The sequence below is a fragment of the Metallococcus carri genome (assembly GCF_011440275.1).
In the GTDB taxonomy this organism is placed as follows: domain Bacteria; phylum Actinomycetota; class Actinomycetes; order Actinomycetales; family Dermatophilaceae; genus Metallococcus; species Metallococcus carri.
The window spans coordinates 37,362-54,310 of sequence record NZ_JAAOIV010000002.1; the positions used below are offsets into that span (position 1 = coordinate 37,362).

At 70.6% G+C, this 16,949-nt stretch carries 19 protein-coding genes; 12 read left to right on the top strand and 7 right to left on the bottom strand.

The window, feature by feature from the left end; genetic code table 11:
- Positions 1-249 precede the first annotated feature (249 nt).
- From cobC to G9U51_RS02715, 9 genes are all read left to right on the top strand, one after another.
- Positions 250-1,398, top strand: a complete 1,149-nt coding sequence (gene cobC / locus G9U51_RS02675; RefSeq protein WP_166192781.1) for an Rv2231c family pyridoxal phosphate-dependent protein CobC — start codon at positions 250-252, stop codon at positions 1,396-1,398.
- On the top strand, positions 1,362-2,120 hold the full coding sequence (locus G9U51_RS02680; RefSeq protein WP_166192784.1) for an adenosylcobinamide-GDP ribazoletransferase: 759 nt from the start codon (positions 1,362-1,364) through the stop codon (positions 2,118-2,120). Before cobC ends, G9U51_RS02680 begins: the two co-directional genes overlap by 37 nt.
- Positions 2,117-2,647: a bifunctional adenosylcobinamide kinase/adenosylcobinamide-phosphate guanylyltransferase gene (locus G9U51_RS02685; protein WP_207947978.1), complete on the top strand. Its 531-nt coding sequence runs from the start codon at positions 2,117-2,119 to the stop codon at positions 2,645-2,647. Before G9U51_RS02680 ends, G9U51_RS02685 begins: the two co-directional genes overlap by 4 nt.
- On the top strand, positions 2,644-3,651 hold the full coding sequence (locus G9U51_RS02690; protein WP_166192790.1) for a cobalamin biosynthesis protein: 1,008 nt from the start codon (positions 2,644-2,646) through the stop codon (positions 3,649-3,651). Before G9U51_RS02685 ends, G9U51_RS02690 begins: the two co-directional genes overlap by 4 nt.
- A 10-nt stretch (positions 3,652-3,661) precedes the next feature.
- The gene (locus tag G9U51_RS02695; RefSeq protein WP_166192793.1) at positions 3,662-4,228 is read left to right on the top strand and encodes an NUDIX hydrolase; all 567 of its coding nucleotides are present in this window, start codon (positions 3,662-3,664) and stop codon (positions 4,226-4,228) included.
- Positions 4,225-5,115: an amidohydrolase family protein gene (locus G9U51_RS02700; RefSeq protein ID WP_166192796.1), complete on the top strand. Its 891-nt coding sequence runs from the start codon at positions 4,225-4,227 to the stop codon at positions 5,113-5,115. Before G9U51_RS02695 ends, G9U51_RS02700 begins: the two co-directional genes overlap by 4 nt.
- A gap of 91 nt (positions 5,116-5,206) precedes the next feature.
- Complete coding sequence (locus tag G9U51_RS02705; protein WP_407941413.1) at positions 5,207-6,331, top strand: iron ABC transporter substrate-binding protein; 1,125 nt, start codon at positions 5,207-5,209, stop codon at positions 6,329-6,331.
- A 38-nt stretch (positions 6,332-6,369) separates the two neighbouring features.
- Positions 6,370-7,860: an ABC transporter permease gene (locus G9U51_RS02710; RefSeq protein WP_328823276.1), complete on the top strand. Its 1,491-nt coding sequence runs from the start codon at positions 6,370-6,372 to the stop codon at positions 7,858-7,860.
- Between the two features lie 17 nt (positions 7,861-7,877).
- A complete protein-coding gene (locus tag G9U51_RS02715) occupies positions 7,878-8,888 on the top strand; it encodes an ABC transporter ATP-binding protein (RefSeq protein ID WP_328823277.1) in 1,011 nt (336 codons plus the stop codon).
- Here G9U51_RS02715 and G9U51_RS02720 read toward each other — a convergent pair.
- Complete coding sequence (locus G9U51_RS02720) at positions 8,861-10,351, bottom strand: carboxylesterase/lipase family protein (protein WP_166192802.1); 1,491 nt, start codon at positions 10,349-10,351, stop codon at positions 8,861-8,863. The genes G9U51_RS02715 and G9U51_RS02720 overlap by 28 nt on opposite strands.
- A 90-nt stretch (positions 10,352-10,441) precedes the next feature.
- Here G9U51_RS02720 and G9U51_RS02725 point away from each other — a divergent pair, with 90 nt between their 5' ends.
- The 3 genes from G9U51_RS02725 (at position 10,442) to G9U51_RS02735 (ending at position 11,927) form a co-directional block, all read left to right on the top strand.
- Positions 10,442-11,176 carry a class I SAM-dependent DNA methyltransferase gene (locus G9U51_RS02725; RefSeq protein ID WP_166192805.1) on the top strand — a complete coding sequence of 245 codons (735 nt, stop codon included), beginning with the start codon at positions 10,442-10,444 and terminating at the stop codon, positions 11,174-11,176.
- A gap of 108 nt (positions 11,177-11,284) precedes the next feature.
- Positions 11,285-11,569 carry a hypothetical protein gene (locus tag G9U51_RS02730; protein WP_166192808.1) on the top strand — a complete coding sequence of 95 codons (285 nt, stop codon included), beginning with the start codon at positions 11,285-11,287 and terminating at the stop codon, positions 11,567-11,569.
- Positions 11,562-11,927 (top strand): ribbon-helix-helix protein, CopG family, encoded by a 366-nt coding sequence (locus tag G9U51_RS02735; RefSeq protein ID WP_166192811.1) that lies wholly within the window; start codon positions 11,562-11,564, stop codon positions 11,925-11,927. Before G9U51_RS02730 ends, G9U51_RS02735 begins: the two co-directional genes overlap by 8 nt.
- A 284-nt stretch (positions 11,928-12,211) precedes the next feature.
- Here G9U51_RS02735 and G9U51_RS02740 read toward each other — a convergent pair whose 3' ends face one another.
- From G9U51_RS02740 to G9U51_RS02765, 6 genes are read right to left on the bottom strand one after another with little or no spacing between them, the layout of a single operon-like run.
- Positions 12,212-13,069, bottom strand: coding sequence for a GNAT family N-acetyltransferase (locus G9U51_RS02740; RefSeq protein WP_166192814.1), 858 nt, complete (start codon positions 13,067-13,069; stop codon positions 12,212-12,214).
- 44 nt (positions 13,070-13,113) lie between these two features.
- Complete coding sequence (locus G9U51_RS02745) at positions 13,114-13,695, bottom strand: methylated-DNA--[protein]-cysteine S-methyltransferase (protein ID WP_166192817.1); 582 nt, start codon at positions 13,693-13,695, stop codon at positions 13,114-13,116.
- A complete protein-coding gene (locus G9U51_RS02750) occupies positions 13,695-14,159 on the bottom strand; it encodes an RNA polymerase sigma factor (RefSeq protein WP_166192820.1) in 465 nt (154 codons plus the stop codon). Before G9U51_RS02750 ends, G9U51_RS02745 begins: the two co-directional genes overlap by 1 nt.
- Positions 14,159-14,662 (bottom strand): methylated-DNA--[protein]-cysteine S-methyltransferase, encoded by a 504-nt coding sequence (locus G9U51_RS02755; protein WP_166192823.1) that lies wholly within the window; start codon positions 14,660-14,662, stop codon positions 14,159-14,161. The genes G9U51_RS02750 and G9U51_RS02755 overlap by 1 nt, the downstream gene beginning before the upstream one ends.
- 60 nt (positions 14,663-14,722) lie before the next feature.
- Complete coding sequence (locus tag G9U51_RS02760) at positions 14,723-16,216, bottom strand: APC family permease (protein WP_166192826.1); 1,494 nt, start codon at positions 16,214-16,216, stop codon at positions 14,723-14,725.
- Between the two features lie 18 nt (positions 16,217-16,234).
- Entirely contained in the window at positions 16,235-16,921 is a 687-nt protein-coding gene (locus G9U51_RS02765) for a phosphatase PAP2 family protein (RefSeq protein WP_166192829.1), read from the bottom strand.
- Between the last annotated feature and the right edge of the window lie 28 nt (positions 16,922-16,949).

Sequence of the window (16,949 nt, forward strand, 5' to 3'; positions counted from 1 at the left end):
CCTTGAGGCTACGCGTCAGGTCGCCGAGCGAGCTCGTCCGCCCGCGCCGTCCTCGACGTATGCCGGGCGCGTATGCCGCCACGTATGCCGGGTGCGCGCCATGCCGACCTCCGCTACATCGGTAGTAGAGCGCAGCGGCTGTTATAGCCGCCCTGCGACCGGTGCGAGGCGTGGCGGCTATAGCGACCAGATTCCTCTACTACGGGTGTAAAGACGCTTCTACGGATGTCGTCTGCGAGGATGCCCGGCATGGCGAGCGACCCGGCGCACCGCGACAGCGCCGACCCGCGTCGCCCGGATGTCGACCTCGGGCACCACGGCGATGCCGAGGTCGGGCCGGGGCTGCTGGACTTTGCGGTCAACGTGCGCCTGAGCCGACCGCCGCAATGGCTCGCCGACCGCATCAAGGCGAGCGTCGCCGATCTCGCGGCCTACCCCTCGACGGAGGCGGCCCGGCGGGCGATCGCCGCCGCCCACGACGTGGACCTGGCCAACGTGCTGCCGACCAACGGCGCAGCCGAAGCGTTTTCTCTTGTGGCGCAAGGCATTCCGGCGGTGCGGCCGTTGGTGGTGCATCCGCAGTTCACCGAGCCTGAGGCTGCGTTGAGGGCAGCGGGACGACGCGTCGAACGGGCCCTGCTCGGCCCCGCCGACGGCTTCCGGATGCGCTCGCTGCCGGAGGAGGCCGACCTGGTCATCATCGGCAATCCGACCAATCCCACCGGCGTGCTGCACCCCCGCGAGGCGCTGCTGAAAGTTCGCCGACCGGGCCGCACCCTTGTCATCGACGAAGCCTTCATGGATGCGGTGCCGGGAGAGATCGAGAGCCTGCTCGCGCCTGGGGCGGACCTGACCGGCGTGCTGGTGATCCGATCGCTCACCAAGACCTGGGGCCTGGCCGGGCTGCGCGCCGGGTATGTCGTCGGCGACCCCGCCCTCATCGCAACCCTGGCCCGGCATCAACCACCGTGGTCGGTGTCGACTCCCGCCGCCGTCGCCATCGAGGCATGCCTGAGCGCCGACGCTCGGGCCGAGGCAGCCGCTGCGGCGGCCACGATCGCCGCCGATCGCGACTACCTCGTCACCGGGCTGCGCCGATGCGGCCTCAGGCCGCAGCCGAGCGAGGCTCCGTTCGTGCTGGTCGAGAGCCGACGTCACGAGCGCCTGCGAGAAGCGTTGCGCGACAAGGGAATCGCCGTTCGCCGCGGTGACACTTTCCCGGGCCTGGGCCCGCAGTGGGTGCGCATCGCCGTCCGCGACCGCGCGACGACCGATCGCCTGTTGGACGCATTGGCCGCCATCCGGGACGAAACCGACGGCGAGCCCGACAACGACGCCGCCGACGCATCGCAGGAGGTGGCATGCGCGACGGACTTCGCCTCGCAGTCGGCACCCTGACCATCGTCCCGACCGGCCAGGTCGCGCCGATCACCCGCGACACCGCGGCCCGTGCCATGGTGCTCGCCCCCGTCGCTGCGCTCCCGGTCGCGATCGCCGCCGCTCTGATGGCAGCCGCCGGTGACTTCCTCGGGCTGCCCGCCTTGCTTACCGCCGTGCTGATCGTGGCCGCGAACGGGCTGCTCACCCGCGGCATGCACCTGGACGGACTCGCCGACACCGTCGACGGATTCGGCGCCGGGTGGGACCGGGCACGCGCCCTCGAGGTGATGCGCAAGGGTGACGTCGGCCCGATGGGCGCGGTCGCGCTGGTCGTGTTCGTCGTCGCCCAGACGGTCGCCATCGCCGCCTGCCTCGACCGCCCGTGGGGACCGCTCGTGATCGCCGCAGTGATCGTCACCTCGCGTGCGGCCTGCGCGATCGTATGCCGAGCCGGGGTCACCCCCGCGAGAAGCGACGGTCTCGGCAGCCCCATGGCGGGCGCCGTGCCGACCGCAGCCGCGCTGGTCGTCGCGCTCACGGTCACCGTGGTCCTCGCCTGCACCGTCACGCCGTTCTGGCAGGGCGCACTGGCAGCGGCAGCCGGCCTGGGGGCGGCATACCTGGTGGAACGCAAGGCAACTCGCGTCCTCGGCGGCGTGACCGGGGACGTGATCGGGGCAGCGATCAGCGTCACCGAGACGGTGATCTTGATCGTGCTCGCGGCGAAGGGATGGCGATGAGGACGCTCGTCACCGGCGGGGTGCGCAGCGGCAAATCGCGCACCGCCGAGGAACTGATGGCCGGTCACGAAGCCGTCATCTATGTCGCGCCCGCACCGTTCGACCCCACGCAGGATGACGAGTGGGCCGCGCGGATCGCCGAGCATCAAGCGCGCCGCCCGGCGCATTGGCGGACCGTCGAAACCCTGGCTGCCGCTGACTTGCTGCGCGAGTCCCATGGGCCGGTGCTGATCGACTGCCTCGGCACCTGGCTCACCGGGACGCTCGACGAACTCGGTGCTTGGCAGGACGACGAGCAGGTATGGCGGCCCCGGTTGCGTGAGCGGGTCGAAGACCTGGTCGCCGCCTGGTCGGCGACCGCAGGCCCGGTGGTCGCGGTGACCAATGAGGTCGGCTGGGGTCTGGTCAGCGAGCATCGGTCGGGGCGGATCTTCGCCGACGAGTTGGGCCGCCTGAACGCGCGCATCGCGGGAGTCAGCGACGAGGTGCTGCTCGTGGTCGCGGGTCGCGTGCTGCGGCTGCCGTGAAGCACCACCGCGCCGCGGGGCTGGTGCTCGGCGTCGCGTTCGACCATGCCTTCGGCGACCCGCGCCGGTGGCACCCGGTCGCCGGATTCGGTTGGGTGGCAACGCATTTGGAGCAACGCACCTATCCGATCGACGCCACGAGCCGACGCCTCGCCGGCGCGGCCCACACCGCCGTGCTCGTCGCCACCGCGGCCGCGACCGGCGCGCTCGCCGAGCGAGGCAGCCGGCGACCCATCCTCGTCACCGCCATCGCCACCTGGGTCGTGCTCGGTGGCCGCTCGCTCGACCGCGAAGCCACCGCGATCGCGCACCTGCTGGCGAAGGACGATCTCGCCGGGGCACGCCAGCGCATCCGCCATCTCGTCGGCCGCGACCCCACCGGACTGACCGCCGACGAGATCGCCCGCGCCTGCGTGGAGTCGATCGCCGAGAACACCTCCGACGCCGTCGTCGCACCCTTGCTGTGGGGCGCGACGGCCGGCATACCGGGTCTGTTCGGCTATCGCGCGGTGAACACCCTCGACGCGATGATCGGCCACCGCACCGAGCGCTATCGCGAGTTCGGTATGCCGGCCGCCCGCCTCGATGACGTGGCCAACTGGCTGCCGGCGCGACTCACGGCAGCGCTCGTCGCAGCCGCAGCACCCGTCGTGGGCGGCGCGCCGAGAGCGGCGCTGCGCGCCTGGCGGCGCGACGCACGACAGCACCCGAGCCCCAATGCCGGACCGGTCGAGGCGTCCTTCGCGGGAGCCCTCGGGGTCCGGCTCGGTGGCGTCAACCGCTATGGCAACCGGGTCGAAGACCGGGGACACCTCGGCGAGGGACCCGCACCCACGCCCGCGGATATCGCCCGGGTGGTGCGGCTCAGCCGGGCGGTGCAGCTCGCGGCGCTGGCCGTCTCGGTCATGATCGCCGGACGCAGCGAGGCTCCCCGTCGCTCATTGTTGCCAGCGACCATCGCCATCGTCGGACACCGCCACCGCCCGGCAGGCGACGCGGCATAGGGTCGCTGTCATGCCTCGCCCCGACGTGAAGTTCTGCCGCCTGTGCGGGACGGCGATGACCACGACGATCCCGCCGATGGAGGACCGCGAGCGCGCGACCTGCCCCTCCTGCGGCTATATCGACTACCTCAACCCGATCAATGTGGTCGGCACCGTCACCACGCACGGCGAGGGTGATGAGCTACGAATCCTGTTGTGCCGCCGCAATATTGAGCCGCGCAAGGGTTTCTGGACGCTGCCCGCCGGCTTCCTCGAACTCGACGAGAGCGTGGTGGAAGGCGCCGCCCGCGAGACGCGGGAGGAGGCCGGGGTCAACCCGCGGATGGGGGAGCTGTTCACCGTGATCGATGCGGTCCGGCCCGGCCAGGTGCACCTGTTCTTCCGTGCCACGGCCGACACCCTCGAGGTCGACCCCGGGCCGGAGACCATCGAGTGCTGGTGGGTGCAGCCGGAGGAGATCCCCTGGGAGGAGTTGTCCTTCCAGACCGTGCAACTCACCCTGCGGCACTGGGTCGACGACCACGCCGCCGGCGAGTTCACCCTGCACCACGAGGTCGTCGGACGGATGCTGCCGTGACCACGCCCGGCCCGGTGACCGACGCCGACATCCCTGCTTATGTGGCCGCGCTCGGGCTGCCCGGGCTGGCCGATATCCACGTGCACTTCCTGCCCGAACCCATGCTGCGCAAGGTGTGGGCCTATTTCGCCGATGCCGAAGCCAACTACGGCCGCGCCTGGCCGATCCACTACGAGCTGCCCGAGCAGGAGCGACTGCGGCTGGTCCGGTCGTTCGGGCTGAAGGCCATTCCCGCGCTCACCTATCCGCACAAGCCCGGCATGGCGCGGTGGCTCAACGAGTGGGGCGCGCAGTTCGCCGCCCGCGAGCCGGACGTCATACCGTGCGCGACGCTCTATCCCGAGCCCGGCGTCGCGGACTACCTCGGCGACGCCCTCGCAGCCGGTGCGCGCCTGATCAAGATGCACGTCCAGGTCGGCGGCTACTCACCGGACGATCCGCTGCTCGACGACGCGTGGGGCTTGCTCGCCGACACGCGCGTCCCCGTCGTGCTGCACGCCGGATCGGCGCCGCTGCCCGGCGAGTTCACCGGCCCCGCGCCGGTCGCCCGGGTGCTCCAGCGGCACCCGGATCTCGCCCTGGTCATCGCCCATCTCGGTATGCCGGAGTACGACGCCTTCGCCGACCTCGCCGAGCGCTTCGAGCGGGTGCATCTGGACACCACGATGAACGGGACCGACTTCACCGAGGCGGTCGCACCGCTGCCCCCGGCATACATCCGGCGGCTCGGCACGCTGGGGGACAAGGTGGTCCTCGGCAGCGACTTCCCGAACATCCCCTATCCCTACGCGCACCAACTGCAGGCCCTGGCCCGGCTGGACCTCGGCGATGAGTGGATGCGAAAGGTGCTGTGGCACAACGGAGCTCGGCTGCTGGGACTGGATTGACCAAACTGCGGACCGGCCCGATTTGACAAGCTAAGGTAAGGCTAACCTAGGCTCACCCGCGTTTGCTGTTCCCGACGAATGGACTCATCCCGTGCCCACGCGCCGCTCACTTGCCCTCGCCCTGCTCCTCGCGCCGGCCCTCGCCGCCTGCGGATCCGGTGGTTCCTCGACCGGTTCGACCGGAGCAAGCAGCTCCTCGAGCTCAAGCTCGAGCTCGAGCTCCGACTCGGCGACCGGGTCGAGCACCTCGAGCTCGAGCGCGTCGTCCTCCGCCCCCAAGCCGAGCGGCACCATCACCGTCTACAACGCCCAGCACGAGGGTCTGACCAAGGAATGGGTGGACGGGTTCACCAAGGCCACCGGCGTCAAGGTCGTCATGCGCAACGGCGACGACACCGAGATGGCCAACCAGATCGTGGCCGAGGGTGCCAAGTCACCCGCCGACGTCTTCCTCACCGAGAACTCGCCGTCGATGTCGCTGGTGGAGAACAAGGGGCTGTTCGCCAAGATCGACCCGGCCACCCTCGCCCAGGTGCCCGCGGACTACCGCCCGGGCACCGGCATGTGGACCGGCATCGGCGCCCGCTCGACGGTCTTCGTCTACAACAAGTCCAAGCTGAAGCCGAACCAGATGCCGGCCTCGATCATGGACCTGGCCAAGCCGGAGTGGAAGGGCCGCTGGGGCGCCTCGCCGTCCGGTGCGGACTTCCAGGCGATCGTGAGTGCGATGCTGCAGCTCAAGGGCAAGGACGCCACGCTCGCCTGGCTGAAGGCGATGCAGACCAACGTCAAGACCTACAAGGGCAACACCAGCGTGCTCAAGGCGGTCAACGCCGGCCAGGTCGACGGCGGCGTGATCTTCCACTACTACTACTTCGGCGACCAGGCCAAGAACGGTGGCGCCAACAGCAACAACGTCGGCTCCTACTACTTCAAGAAGCAGGACCCGGGCGCGTTCGTGTCGGTGTCCGGTGGTGGCGTGCTGAAGTCCAGCAAGAACCCGGTCGCGGCTCAGGCCTTCGTGAAGTACATCACCAGCAAGGCCGGCCAGGAGGTGCTGAAGAACGGCACGTCCTTCGAGTACCCGGTCGGCTCGGGGGTCACGCCCAACGCCAAGCTCGTCCCGCTCGCCGAGTTGCAGGCTCCGAAGGTCGACCCGGCCACGCTCAACGGCCCGGAGGTCGTCAACCTCATGCAGGAAGCGGGTCTGCTCTGACCCTTGCACTGCCGCGACAGGGCGGCCGTCCACCTCTGGTGGCGGTCGTCCTGTCGCTGTGCGTGGCGGCGCTCAGCCTGCTGCCGCTGGTCTACGTCGCCCGGGCGACCGAGCAGACCGGCGTGGGCGCGATGGCCCGGCTGATCTTCCGCGGGCGCGTCCGCGAGCTGCTCGGCAACACCGTCCAGCTCGTCGGCGTCGCGGTGCCGCTGTGTCTCGTCATCGGGATTGGCGCCGCGCTGGCCGTTGAACGGGTGCGCCTGCCCCTGCGGGGGTTGGCGGCCGCGCTGCTCGCGGCGCCCCTGGCGGTGCCGGCATTCGTCAACAGCTACGCCTGGGCGACGGTCTGGCCGGGCATCGGCGGGTTGCGCGGTGCGGTGCTCATCTCGGTGTTGTCCTACTACCCCTTCGTCTACATCCCCGTGCTGGCCGCCCTGCGGCGCCTGGACCCGGCGGTCGAGGAGTCGGCTCGCTCCCTCGGGTTGTCCGGCCCGGCGGTCGTATGGCGGGTCGTCCTGCCGCAACTTCGGCTGCCGGCCCTCGGTGGCGCGCTGCTCGTCGCGGTGCACCTGCTCGCCGAATACGGCGCCTTCGCCTTCGTGCGCTTCGACACCTTCACCACCGCGATTTACGACCAATACCGCACAACCTTCGCCGGCCCGGCAGCGGCCGCTCTCTCGGCGGTGCTGGTGCTGCTCTGCCTGCTGCTGCTCGTCCTCGAGGCCGGCACTCGCGGCCGCGAACGCTACGAGCGCATCGGCGGCGGCGCCGCAGCCCGGGTCCGGCCGGTGCGGCTCGGAGCGGGCGGCATACCCGTGGCACTCGGGATCCTCGCGGTGCTCGGCGCCGCCCTCGGCGTGCCCGCCTGGAGCCTCACCACCTGGCTGACCGCGCGCGGAGGGGAGTGGACCGCGGAGCTGCCGACCATCGTGTGGACGACGCTGCGCTTCTCGCTGCTGGCTGGCCTGCTCACCACGGTCGCCGCGCTGCCGCTCGCCTGGCTGTCCGTGCGGCGTCCGGGCCGCTGGACGCGGGCCCTGGAGGGCACCACCTTCGTGGCGACCTCGCTGCCCGGCATCGTGGTCGCCCTCGCCCTGGTGACGCTGTCGCTCGATCTGCTGCCCGCGGTCTACCAGACCTCCACCTTGCTCGTTTTCGCGTATGCCGTGCTCTTCCTGCCGCGCGCCCTCGTGACGGTGCGTGCTGGCCTGGCCCAGGCTCCACGGCGGCTGGAGGAGATCGCCATGTCGCTCGGGTGCCCACGCTGGCTGGCGCTGGTCCGCGTCACCATCCCGATCCTGGCGCCGGCGTTGCTGGGCTCGATCGCGCTGGCCTTCCTCGGCGCGGCCGGTGAGCTGTCGGCCACCCTGCTGCTCGCGCCGACCGGCACCGACACTCTCGCCACCCGCTTCTGGTCGCTGAGCAATGAACTGGACTACGCGGGGGCCGCGCCATACGCCCTCCTGCTGGTGGTGCTGTCGTTGCCGATGACCTACCTGCTCTACCGTCAGTCTCGAGAGGACGGTTGATGCTCAGCGTTCAGGACGTGACCAAGACCCTCGCCGGACAGCAGGTCCTGCGCGGGGTCTCCTTCGACGTGCCCGCTGGATCGGTCGCCGCGGTTGTCGGACCGAGCGGCTGCGGCAAGACGACCTTGCTGCGCTGCATCGCCGGCTTCGAGACGCCGACGTCCGGCACGGTGACGATCGACGGTCGCGAGGTGTCGGGTGCGGCCACCGTGCCGCCGCACAAGCGCGGGGTCGGCTATGTCGCCCAGGACGGCGCGCTCTTCCCGCACCTGACGGTCAAGGGCAATGTCGGCTTCGGCCTGCCGCGCCGCGACCGTACGCCCGGCCGGATCGCCTCCTTGCTCGAGGCCGTGTCCTTGGACCCGGCGCTCGCCTCTCGGCGCCCGCACGAACTCTCCGGCGGACAGCAGCAGCGCGTCGCCCTCGCTCGAGCGATTGCCTTGCGGCCCAAGGTGATGCTGCTCGACGAGCCCTTCTCGGCGCTCGACACCGGGTTGCGGGCGCGCACCCGCGAGAGCATCGGTGCGGTGCTGCGCGACGCCGGCATCACGACGGTGCTGGTCACCCACGATCAGGCCGAGGCATTGTCCTTCGCCGATCAGGTCGCGGTGATGTCCGGCGGCAGCTTCCGCCAGGTCGGGGCGCCCACCCAGCTCTACACCGAGGCGATCGACCTCGACACCGCGCGCTTCCTCGGCGAGACCATCGAGCTGTCCGGAGTGGTGTCCGGCAGCACGGCCCACACCGCATTCGGTGACCTGCCGGTCGTCGCGACCGAGCCCGGTGAAGCGGTGATCATGTTGCGCCCCAGTCAAGTTCGGCTGGTGCGGGCGTCCGGAGCGGCCGCTGCGACGGTCAGCCGGATCGAGGATCAGGGCGACCACCAGCACGTCATTCTGGCCGCCGACGGTGTGCCCGAACTGCTCGTCGACGTGCCCTCCTGGGACGTGCCGCAGCCGGGCGAACGGGTGTCGCTGAGCGTGAGCGGCGCTGCGATCGCCTACCCGGGCTCGCCGGCCCACGCCTGACGGTCCTCGCGCCGCGGGTCGTTTACGGTCGCGATCTCGTCGCCGAACCGTTGCACCGGCCGGCGCTCGGTGTCGTATGCCGCCCAGCCCGGCTCGCCGTCCGTCGCGAAGCGCACCCAGGCGGCGTGCATCTGCGTCGCGAGCTCGTGGGGTGCGTCCGATCCCGCCATGCCCTCGCGGGCCGCGGCGAGGGTGTCGAAGACGAACGGCAGCTCGAGCGCGTGACAGGCGCCAAGCGCCTGCACCGTTGTGCGCCAATCGAATTCGTAGAGGTGCACCGGTGCGTGGTCGAGCTGACCCTGGGCCAGCCGCAGCGTGGGCTGGGTGAAGAGCAGGTCGGTGACGACGGCCGAGAAGACGTCGGCTGCAGCGGCGCCGGGGCGGCGCTCGGCATACCCGTCGACGACCTGGGCGGGCACGCCGAAGCGGGCGAGGGCAGGTCGCAGGGTGTCCTCGGTGATCTGGGCACCCATCCCCAGCCCGATGCTCCACAGGTTGAACTCCTGGGTGGTCGAGCCGATCAGCAGCGGGATGCCCGCTGCCGAACCGGACCCGATCAGGCGCTCCGGGGCACCGCTCAGCAGGTCACCATCGATCGCGGGGAAGACGGGCATGATGCCGAAGCCACCGGTGATCGTCGTCGCGCCCCAGCGGGCCGGGTCGGGGTCGAGGATCATCGCGAGCGACACCTCGGTCTGCGCCTGCAGCAGCCGGTCGGGCTCGACCGCGCCCAGAGCCGCAGCCGTCGGCTGGACACCGAGCACCCGGGCGACTTCGGCGGTGACCTTGCCCAGGTCGTCCGGCGCGCCCGCAGAGACCCCGCCGCCGCTTTGGATGATCGCGCGGTGGAAGAGCCCGCGCGCCTGCGGCGTCGCCATCAGCGTCGCGACGCTCATCCCGCCCGCGGATTCGCCCATGATCGTGACCTTGCCGGGGTCGCCGCCGAAGGCGGCGATGTTGTCGCGCACCCACTCCAGCGCGGCGATCTGGTCGCGGATGCCGAGGTTGGTCGGCGCGTCCGGCAGCACCGGGAAGCCCGGCACGCCGAGGCGGTAGTTGATGCCGACCAGCACGACGCCGTCGCGGGCGAAGGCGTCGCCGTCGTAGGTCGCGATCGAGTTCGCGCCGCGCACGAAGGCTCCGCCGTGGATCCACACCACCACCGGCAGCCCCTGCGCGCCCGGGTCCGGGGTCCACACCGCGACATTGAGGTAGTCGTCGCCGGGGTCGATCGCGTTGGGCAGCAACCGATCCATCCCTGCCGGGTAGGGGCCTTGCAGCGAGGTCGGGCCGTGCTCGGTCGCGTCCCGCACCCCGTCCCAGGGCTGGCGTGGCTGCGCGGCAGCGAATCGCGCTGCGCCGACGGCAGGCTCGGCATACGGCACACCGAGGAAGGCGACACCATGCTCGGTGCGCTTGCCGCGCAACTGACCGGAGGAGATTGTGACGATCGGTTCGCTCATGAGCCGATCCTGCCCCGTCGGTGGCGCCAGCGTGGCGCGACCCGGCGGAATGCGGTGGACCGCGATGCGGCGGCCCGCGAGGCTGGCGGCATGACGACCAGCGACCTGTGGGACGAGGACACGGCCAGGCGGTATGACGAGACCTCGGCGGAGATGTTCGACCCGAGTGTCCTCGACCCGGCGGTCGACGTCCTCGCGGAGCTCGCCGGGCACGGCCCGGCACTGGAGTTCGCGATCGGGACCGGACGAGTCGGCATACCGTTGCGGGACAGGGGGATTCAGGTCACCGGAATCGAGTTGTCCCAGCCGATGGTCGACCAGCTGCGACGCCGCGCGGACGCCGACCGCGTCCCGGTCACGGTCGGCGACATGGCGACGACGCGGGTCGAGGGCGACTTCAGCCTGGTCTATCTGGTGTGGAACTCGATCTCCAACCTGCGCACCCAGTCCGAGCAGGTGGGGTGCTTCCGCAATGCCGCTCGGCATCTGCGCCCCGGAGGCCGCTTCGTGATCGAGCTGTGGGTGCCGCCGATCCGGCGGATGCCACCCGGGCAGCACGCGGTGCCGATGACGGCCACCGACGAACACCTGGTCTTCGACACCTACGACCTGGTCACCCAGCAGTCGACCTCGCAGCACTACTGGACCGAGCCGGACGGCTCGGTGCGGCACGGGGTTGGCCGGTTCCGCTACATCTGGCCGGCCGAGTGCGACCTGATGGCGCAACTCGCCGGGATGGAGCTCGAGGCGCGGTATGCCGACTGGCACCGGCAGCCGTTCACCGCTGACTCCCAATCGCACGTCTCTGTCTGGCGACGTCGCTGAGCAGGGGGCCCGCAGCCGAGCCCGAGAACGGATCAAGCGGCAGGCCAGGTGTGGAACGCGCTACTCATTTCCGGTTACACAATGCGTGCTACAGTGGAACATCGATGCATGACGCCGAAGTGGACGGCCTCCAGCGACAAGCATGGGGTAGCCCGGCCAGATCAGGCTTACGCGATCGCGCACCGGACCTACGTCGACCACTTGCCGCAAGAGAGCATCGACGACGGCGAGGTGTGGCTGTTCATCGGCCCACGGCACGCACAGGCACTGCCCGAGGATGAGATCGAGGTCCTGGTGAACGTGTATAGCGACGGTAGACCGGCGCGGATCTTCCACGCTATGCCCCTCGGGCCGAAGTTCCGACGCCACCGAGAGGAGAACCCCCATGACTAAGAAGCAGAAGACCGAGGCGACCGACGAGCAGTTGGCGGCGCTGGCCGAGCGGCTGCAGGACCCGGAGCACGCCATCGTCAGCGGCGGTGTGGCCAGCGACCCGGTCGCGGCCGACGGACGCGCGCTGCTGGAGCGCGAGTACGGCTCGACGGCCGAACTTGACCAGATGCTGCGCCAGGCCGGCCGGCCCAAGGTCGGCCAGACCGCCCGCGGCTCCTCCCCGACTGTCCGCGGGCGGATCAGCGAGGCCGACTACGCCGCGTTCAAGCGCCTCGCCGAGGCCACCGGACGCAGCCAGTCTGAGCTTGTCCGCGAAGCAGTGCACGACATGCTGACCCGCCACCAAACGGCCAGCTGAGCACTACCTCGTCTGTCGATCATGAACAGGTCGACGACGGACGCAGTGACGGGCACCGGGGAACGTGCCGGCCGCACCTCGGTGATGGCCACGCGCACACACCACTAGGCCTCACCGACCAGCCAGGGCGAAGCACCGCGCCACCACCTCTCACCCCACGCGACGGTCGGCGACGTCGCTCGGAGGATTGGTGCCCGCAACGTGCACGACACGCCGCGTTCCTGACAATCACCAGACGACCTCGGCCGTCGCGTGGAGTCCCCTACGCGCGGTTCAGCCGGTCGTTAGGGGCGACGCAGGTCGCGCCAGTCAGGCAGCCGGGTGAATCCGGCCGACACATAGGCGGCGACGCCGCGGGTGTTCGCGCTGGGCGTGCAGACCGTCACGCTGGAGGCGCCCATCTCGCGCAGCGCGGCGGCCGCAGCGTGGGTGATGCCGCGGCCGTAGCCCTTGCCGCGGAAGTCCCGGTGCCCGCCGAGCGGCTCGATCAGCCCGGGACGACCTTCTCCGGCGGACCAGACCGTGGCCGCGGCGACCGCGTCCTCGCCCGCATAGCCGAGCAGGCACCGGGCGTCGGCGTATGCCGGGCCGGCCGCCATCGCCCGCCACTTGGCGAGGGTGAAGGTGGAGGTGTCGAAGGACGCTTTGTGCACGTCAACTCGCAGCTGCGCATCGTCCGGCCCGACGATCTCGATCCGCAGGCCGCTGTCCTCGACCGGGGCGGCGAGGCTGCGGTGCAGCGGCGTCCACGGCTCGTCCTCGGTCCAGCCGGCCTCGGTCAGGTGGCGCGAGAGTGCGCCGCCGAAGCGGGCCTCGACGGCGCCCCCACCCGCGGTGAGCACGCCACGGTCGGGATCGGCCAGGTCGGCGGTCATCGCCGCGGCGAGGTCGTCGTCCTCCCAGAGGTCGGGAGCGGCCGCGATCCGCGCGACGTCCCCGTCGGTCATCGCGACGGCGACGATGCGACCGTCGCGGGTCCAGGTGCGCAGGGCCGCTGCAATCGCTTCCGCGCCGTCGCGCTGGTTCCAGCCGATGTCACCCGGGTGGAGCTGCACCGGGCCGCCTTCGATCTGCCATTCGGCGACGGCGGTGATGACGGTGGCCAGGTCCTCGACCGTCGGAGTGTGCAGGGAGATGGACATGCGGTCACTCCACCACGCCGAGGGGAGCACCGGCCAGCGATTTGTCAGCCCGCGCGCGCCTCGAGCTCCAGCAGGACGCGCTTGGCGGCCTGGCCCCCGGCATACTCCCCGATGCTGCCGTCGGAGCGCAGCACCCGGTGACAGGGCACGAGGATCGGCAGCGGATTGGTCGCGCAAGCCGAGCCCACCGCCCGGGCCGCGCGCGGATGGCCGAGCTGCTGCGCGAGCCGGCCGTATGACGAGGTGGTGCCGTAGCCGATCGAGCTCAGCTGTCGCTGCACCTCGCCACGGAAGCCGTGCGACAGTCGCCGGTCGAGCGGCAGGTCGAAGGTCGAGCGCGAGCCGGCGAAGTATTCCTCAAGCTCACGTTGAGCGTGATCGAATCGCTTGCGGGACAGCAGGATTCGCGACCCCACGGCATCGGCGAGCCGGGCCAGGACGGCGTCGAAATCCTCTCGGGCGAAGGCGACGCGCACCACGCCCGTCTCGGTCGCGGCGAGCAGCAGTTCGCCGACGGGGGAGTCGACCGTGCGATAGGCGAGGTCCAGGTCCCCACCGGCGTATGCCGAGTCGGCGAGCCGCTCGCGCAGGTCGTCCAGTCGGGTGTCGTCCACATCGAAGCGCATCACTCGTCCTCCTTCAGCACGGTGCGCAGGGTCTTCATGCCGTCCGCCGCCGCCCGGCGGGCCGCTTCGGGTGAGCCGCCCACGAGGGCGGCGACCTCGGCATACGGCAGTCCGCCGAGGTGGTGGTAGGCGACCGCGAGGCGCTGTCGCTCGGGCAGCGACCGCACGGCTTCCCAGACGGTGAGGGCGGTCGCGGGGTCCGGGTCGACGGTGCACGCTGGCACCTGATCGATCGGCAGGGTCCGGCGGCGGCGGACGATGTCGAGCGCCTTGCGGTGGGCGATGGTGACCAGCCAGGCCTCGACATTCGCGTCCTCGGCCAGGCTCGGCCAGGCACGCAGCGCCGCGAGGAAGGTCTCCGACCAGGCGTCCTCGGCCTCAGGATCACCGCCGAGCACCGCCCGGCATACGCGCAGCACGGTCGCCCCGTGGTGCTCGACGGCTCGCTCGAAGGGTGCCCGCACTAGAAGAGCGCGGGCGCCACCGCACCCTCGAGTTCGAGCAGGCGGCGCTTGCGATCGAGGCCACCGGCGAAACCGGTCAGCGAGCCATCAGCGCCGACGACGCGGTGGCACGGGATGACGATGGAGATCGGGTTGTGCCCGACCGCCTGTCCGACGGCCTGCGCGATCGCACCATCACCGATCTCGCGGGCGATCTCGCCATAGGTGACGGTCGTGCCGCGCGGGATCCGCCGCAGCCGGGCCCAGACGAGTTCCTGCAGCGGCGAACCTGAGGTGCGCACCGGCAGGTCAAAATCGTCGCGCTCGCCGCGCAGGTAGGCGAGCAGTTGCTCCGCCGCCTTCGCGAGCACCGGATCGTCGGCCGCGCTCACCCGCGCGCCGAGGGTCGCCGCGGTCGTTGGATAGCGGTGCTGCTCGAACCAGATGCCGACGATCGCCTCGCCGTCGGCGGCGATGGTGAGCGGACCGACGGGCGAGTCGACGATCGCGTGTCGTGCAGGCATGGCCCCTGCCCCTTTCCGTTGAGTCGCAGGGTAGACGCCGGCACCGACGGATTCGTGAGGTCAGTCCTGGGATTCGCTGATCGGTTCCGTGCCGGTCGCGAGGCGCGAGTGGCGGTAGCCGTAGAACGCATAGATCAGCAGGCCGATCACCAGCCAGACCAGGAACCGGATCCAGGTCTCCACCGACAAGGCCGCCATCAGCGCGACACAGGACAGCGCGGAGATGATCGGCAGCAGCGGCACCTGCGGCGTGCGGAACGGTCGCTTCATCCGCGGCTTGGTGCGCCGCAGCACCGCGACCGCGATCGACACCACGACGAAGGCGAACAGCGTGCCGATCGAGACCATCTCGGCCAGCACGTCGAGCGGGACGAAGCCGGCGAGCAGGCAGACCACCGCGGTCGTGGCCAGGGTGATGCGCATCGGGGTGTGGAACTTCGGGTGCACCGCGCCGACCGAGGGCGGCAGCAACCCGTCGCGGCAGAGCGCGAAGCCGATGCGGCCCATCGCGACGATGTCGACCAGGATCACCGAGCTCAGGCCGGCGACGGCGGCGATGCCGATGAGGATCGAGGCCCAGCCCATGCCCACCTGGTCGAAGGCGTCCGACAACGGTGCGCCGGTGGACAGGTTGGTGTACTTCACCATGCCGGTCAGCACGAAACAGACCGCGAGATAGAGCACGGTGCAGATGACCAGCGTGCCGATGAGGCCGCGGGGCATGTCCTTGGCCGGGTCCTTGGTCTCCTCGCCGAGGTTGGCGACCGCCTCGAAACCGCTGTAGGCGAAGAAGACGACCGCCGAGGCGACGAGGATGCCGGCGAAACCGAAGGACGAGGGCTCCACGCCGCTGACGAACTGCCACAGCGGCTGGGTCAGCCCGGAGGCCTTCTCGGCCGGCGGCTGCGACGGCGGCACGAACGGGCTGAGGTTGGCGGCCTTCACAAAGAAGATGCCGACCACGACGATGAAGACACAGACCGAGACCTTGATGATCACCAGCGCGTTGGTGACCAGCTTGGACTCCCGGATGCCGACCGCGGCGACGATGCCGAGCACCAGCGCGATCGCGATAGCGCCGAGGTTGACCGTCGACTTCTCACCGAAGAAGGTGGTCGGCAGGTTGAGCGCCTCCTGCAGATAACCCGACCAGCCGCGCGAGACCACCGCCGCGCCGAGCGCGAACTCTAGCACCAGGTCCCAGGCGATGATCCAGGCGAAGATCTCACCGATCGTCGTATAGGCATAGGTGTATGACGAGCCCGCGGTCGGCACCGCGGCAGCGAGCTCGGCATAACACAGCGCGGCGAGCAGGCTCACCAGGCCAGCGATGGCGAACGAGACGATGATCGCCGGGCCGGCGTGGTTCTTGGCCTCGATGCCGGTGAGGGTGAAGATCCCGGTGCCGATGACGATGCCGATCCCGAAGCCCATCAGGTCCCAGGCGGTCAGTCGTTTGCTCAACCGGGCGTGGTGCCCGCCGTCGGATCCTTCGTCGTTTTGCCGGAGGACGGTGTCAACGTCCTTGGTGCGGACCAGTGAGCGGGAAGGCATAACGAGGGATTCTAGGACCTATTTCCCACGACTCAGGTATGCCGTGCGCTCTGGGCGGTTGCGGCCGCGCACGAGGCGCACCGCGACCAGCCAGGACAGGCCGACCAGGCCGGTGCCGAGCAGGAGACCGCCCACCACATCACTGGGGTAATGCGCACCGAGCAATACCCGATCGGCCGCCACCAGAGCAAGAAAGGCCACCGTGGCGATGACCGCGAGCCGGCGACCGGCTGGGCCCGCCACCGGGGCGAAGACCAGCCACAGGACGCTCACGACGACGGCGGCATTCATCGCGTGCCCGGAGGGGAAGGCGTAGCCGTGGAGGCGGGTGATGGGTTCGGCGAGCTCTGGTCGTGGCCGGCGCAACACGAGCTTGGAGAGTCCGGCGAGGATCCAGCAGGCTGGCAGCGTGCCGGCCGCCCACGCCGCCCGGAGCCGCAGACCGGAGTGCCGCAGCGCGGCGGCGAGCACGGCGAGCGCCGCCAGCAGATAGAGCATGACCGGGTGGGCGAGCGTTTGCACCAGCAGCAGGAAGTCCCGCACCGCCGGATGCGGCCGGACCTGATCGGTCGCCCACCGCACCGATTGGGCGTCGAGGTTCATCAGCGGTGCGAAGCGCGCCCCGACCGCCAGGCTCACCACCAGCCCGAGGATGCCGCCGATGACGAACCCTCGGGCCATCCGGTCACTGGGCTGTGTGTGCACCCGACAGTTCTACCGGCACGATGTCCCC